General features: G+C 75.4%; 5 protein-coding genes and 1 tRNA gene. 1 reads left to right on the top strand and 5 read right to left on the bottom strand.

What is annotated here, in order from left to right; translation table 11 throughout:
• Positions 1–120: 120 nt before the first annotated feature.
• A complete protein-coding gene (locus tag N866_RS15415) occupies positions 121–894 on the top strand; it encodes a hypothetical protein (protein WP_245612619.1) in 774 nt (257 codons plus the stop codon).
• 111 nt (positions 895–1005) lie between these two features.
• Here N866_RS15415 and N866_RS15420 read toward each other — a convergent pair.
• The 5 genes from N866_RS15420 to N866_RS21490 all read right to left on the bottom strand — a co-directional run.
• A tRNA-Ala gene (locus N866_RS15420) sits at positions 1006–1078 on the bottom strand.
• An 87-nt stretch (positions 1079–1165) separates the two neighbouring features.
• Entirely contained in the window at positions 1166–2566 is a 1401-nt protein-coding gene (locus N866_RS15425) for an NAD(P)/FAD-dependent oxidoreductase (protein WP_034227978.1), read from the bottom strand.
• A 93-nt stretch (positions 2567–2659) separates the two neighbouring features.
• A complete protein-coding gene (locus tag N866_RS15430; RefSeq protein WP_034227979.1) occupies positions 2660–3358 on the bottom strand; it encodes a histidine phosphatase family protein in 699 nt (232 codons plus the stop codon).
• Positions 3355–3750, bottom strand: coding sequence for a ribosome silencing factor (gene rsfS, locus N866_RS15435; protein ID WP_034227981.1), 396 nt, complete (start codon positions 3748–3750; stop codon positions 3355–3357). Before rsfS ends, N866_RS15430 begins: the two co-directional genes overlap by 4 nt.
• Positions 3751–4074 (bottom strand): hypothetical protein (locus N866_RS21490; protein WP_034227983.1); only part of this gene is annotated, 324 nt, incomplete at its 5' end.

Genomic DNA, 4074 nt, shown 5'->3' on the forward strand with positions numbered 1-4074 from the left:
GCGCCGGTCGTACCCGGCCGTGCCCGACCGTGCCCGATCGTGCACGATCGTGGCCGGCCGCATGCGGCGGCACAGCACCGACGTGCGCGCCACACCCGTCCGGGCGAAGGTGGGAGCACCATGGCCGGACCACCACGCGGCGCCCCTGCCCGCTCCCCCGCGCCGTCGTCCGCGCCCCCGACGCCGGCGACCGCTGCGGGGGCCACGGCGGGCGACGAGCGGCTCACGCGCGCGGAGCAGCTGGCCCGGCGGCTGGACCGGCCGATGGGCGCGTTGGGCGTCCTCTTCCTCCTCCTCGTGCTGGCCCAGACGCTGGCGACCGACCCGACGACCGCGACCTGGCTGAGCGTGGTCGGCTGGGTGCTGTGGGCCGTGTTCGTCGGGGAGCTGGTGCTGCGCGCGGTCGTGGCGCGGGACCAGCGGCGCTTCTGGCGGCGCAACTGGTGGCAGGTCGTCTTCCTCGCCGTGCCGTTCCTGCGGTTCGCGCGGGCGCTCTCGTTCCTGCGCCTGGGCAGGGCGGCCCGGGTGGCCCGCGTGGGAGGGATCCTCACCAGCGCCGTCCGCGGCTCCCGGTCGGCGGGACGGCTCCTGACCGACCGCATCGGCTGGCTCGTCGTCGTCACGGGCGTCGTCGTGCTCGCGTCGAGCCAGCTGCTCTTCCTCCTCGGCGTCTACGACCTGTACGCCGAGGCGCTGCACGCGGCGGCGCTCGCGACGATCTCCGGTGAGCCGCTGGGCGCCGACGGCGGCGTCGCGCGGGTCGTCGAGGTGGTCCTCGCCGTGTACTCGGTGGCCGTCTTCGCGACGCTCGCGGGCGCTCTCGGGGCCTACTTCCTCGAGCGCCCCCGGGACCGGGTGGCGGCCGCGCAGGACGCGACCGGGTCGGTCGGCTAGCGGGTAGGCCGGGTCACCCGGGCGTCGGGGCCGTCCCCGGAACGACGGCGTCGGGACCGTCCCCGGAACGACGAAGGCGGGCCGCTCTCGCGACCCGCCTTCGACCTCCGGTGGAGCTGAGGGGACTCGAACCCCTGACCCCCTGCATGCCATGCAGGTGCGCTACCAGCTGCGCCACAGCCCCGCCGCCCCGAAGGGCACGCTGCAGTCTAGGGGCCAAGTCGGCCGGAATTCCAATCGCACCGGCCGTCGCGGTCACCTGTGGTCGGGGTCACGAGTCGAAGCCGGCACCCACGGCGTCGAGCAGCCGAAGCCAGGCGTTGCGGCGCCCCTGCCGTCGGTCCGCCCGGTCCAGCGACCACCGGGTCAGGGCGATCACGGGCGTCGCGAGCGGCTCGGGCGGGAACGGCAGGGGGGTCGAGCGCACCATCTGCAGAGCGGTCCGCTCCGTGCGCTCGCCGGAGAGGAGGTCCAGGACGACGTCGGCCGCGAAGCGGGTCGACGCCACACCCAGACCGGTGAAGCCCGCCGCGTACGCGACGGCTCCCCCGTGCGCGGTGCCGAAGAACGGCATGAAGCGGGAGCAGGTGTCGATCACGCCGCCCCACCGGTGCGTGAACGTCACGTCCTCGAGCTGCGGGAACGTCATCCGGAAGTGCTCGGCGAGGCGCAGGTACGTGTCCGCACGGTGCTCGTACGCGCGGCGGACCCGCCCCCCGGGGTGGTAGACGGCGTCGTACCCGCCCCACAGGATCCGGCCGTCCGCCGTGAGCCGCGAGTAGTGGAACTGGTTGGCCACGTCCCCGAGCCCCTGCCGGTTCGCCCAGCCGATCGAGGCGCGCTCGGCCGTGGTCAGCGGACGCGTCATGAGCACGTAGTCGTAGACCGGCACGAGGAGGTGCCGGACCCGCCGCAGCAGGGGCGGGAAGGCGTTCGTGGCCAGGACCGCCTGCCGGGCGCGCACGACGCCGTCGTCCGTGGTGACAACGACCTCGCCGCCCTCCCGGCGCAGGTCCCGGGCGACCGTGCCCTCGACGAGCCGGACGCCCCGGTCCAGGCACGCCTGGCGCAGACCCCACGCGAGCTTGGCCGGGTGCACGAGGGCCGTGTCGGGCGACCACAGGCCCGCGAGGAACATCGGGCTGGCGATCTCGCGCCGGACCGCGTCCGTGTCGAGGAAGCGGTCCTCCGGGCCTGCCTCCGCGCGGAGCGCCTCGACCTGGTACTCCTCGGTGGCGACGTCCAGCGCGCCGGTCCGCTCGAGCTCGGCGTCGATGCCGTACCGGTCGACGGTCGCGGCGATCGCGTCGAGGTTCTCCCGCCCCAGCCGCCGCAGCACGTCCATCTCCCCGGGGAAGCGCGAGGCGCCGTTGGCCTCGCCGTGCGTGAGGGACGCCGCCGCGAACCCGCCGTTGCGGCCGCTGGCCGCCCAGCCCGTCTGCCGGGCCTCCACGACCAGCACGTCGCGGCCGGGATCCCGTTCCGTCGCGCGGAGGGCGGCCCACAGCCCGGTGTAGCCCCCGCCGACGACGACGAGGTCCGCCGTCGTCGCGCCCCGCAGCGGGGGGTGCGCCGCGGGTCGGCCGGGGTCGTCGAGCCAGAAGGGACCGGGCGCGGCGTCGGCGAGGGACAGGGTCGCCCACGCCGTCGGGACGGCATCGACGTATCGCATGATCGGGAATCTCTCACGCCCGACGGCGCGGCGACAGGGCGGCGTCCCGCGGGCCGAGGCCGACGGCGTTCAGGTCCCGCTCAGGTATTCCGCTCAGGTACGCAGCGCGTCCGCGGTGGTGCTCGGCACGCCCTCGGTCGCGCGACCCTCGTTCCAGTCGTCCACGATGACGGCCGGACCCTGGTTGTGCGCCTCGAGTGCCCAGCGCTGCCGACCCGCACCGGAGGAGCGGCGCAGGACCGCCCAGTGCGCGTTGTGCAGACCGAACACCCCGCGCCAGGACTCCGCGTCCAGGCCGAGCAGCGTCACCAGGCCCAGCGTGATCGCCGCACCGTGCGACACCACGACGAGGGTGCCGCCGGTCGCCGTCCCGCCCGCGTGCTCCTCGATCGCCGCCGCCATCCGCTCGGCGACCGCGCGCCGCGTCTCCGCGCCGTCCCGGTGCGGGTCGTGGCCGCCGCGCCAGACCTCGTACTGATCCGGCCACCGCACCGCGATCTCATCGGCGGTGAGGCCCTCCCACTCCCCGAAGCCGCGCTCCCGCAGCCGCGCGTCGCGCTCGACGGGCAGGCCGCAGAGGTCGGCGAGCGCCTGGGCGGTGTCCGCCGCTCGCTCGAGGTCCGACGTCACGACCCGGTCCGGCACGAGCCGCTCGGAGAGGCCCTGCGCCGCCTGACCGACCTGCCACCGGCCGACGTCGTCCAGCGGGATGTCCGTCGCGCCCTGGAGGCGGTGCTCGGCGTTCCAGGCCGTGCGCCCGTGGCGCCACAGCACGACCGTCCGGGCACTCACTCCTGCGGGTCCGTCCGGCCGTCGCCGCCCCGGGCGCCCTCCGGGAGCTCGATCACGGGGCAGTCCGCCCAGAGCCGCTCGAGGTTGTAGTACACGCGGTCGTCGGCGTGCTGGACGTGGACGACGACGTCGCCGTAGTCGAGCAGCGCCCACCGTCCCTCGCGCACGCCCTCCCGCCGCAGGGCCTTCGCGCCGGACGTGTGCATCGCCTCCTCGACGGCGTCGACGATGGCTCCCACCTGGCGCTCGTTGGTGCCGGACGCGATGAGGAAGACGTCGGTGAGGACGAGTCGCTCGCTCACGTCCAGCGCGATGACCTCCTGCGCCTTCCTGTCGGAGGCGGCGTGGGCGGCCGTGATGGCCAGGTCGAGGGCACGATCGGTCGCAGCCACTCAGGCTCCTGTCTCGAACGGGGAGGACGGTGAGGACGCGCCGGGGATCGACAGGTCCATGAGGAAGGGGGCGGCCGCGCCGGCACCGGCACCGGCGTCGGCGCCCTGCACGAGGGCGAAGTAGATGAGCACGCCGAGCACGAACGCGACAGTGACGAGGCCCAGCACCTGCCACCACGTGTACGGGGACCGGTGCTCGTCGAGCAGGCCGTCGTCCGACGCGTGCTCGGCGTCGGGCGGGCGGACGGTGCCGACGGCGGGGCTGGGACGGGTGGCCGGGGCGCCGGTGTCCGGGCCCGGGGCGGCGTCGTCGACGCGCCCGGG

Origin of the sequence: Actinotalea ferrariae CF5-4 (assembly GCF_000603945.1) — a bacterium.
Lineage (GTDB): Bacteria > Actinomycetota > Actinomycetes > Actinomycetales > Cellulomonadaceae > Actinotalea > Actinotalea ferrariae.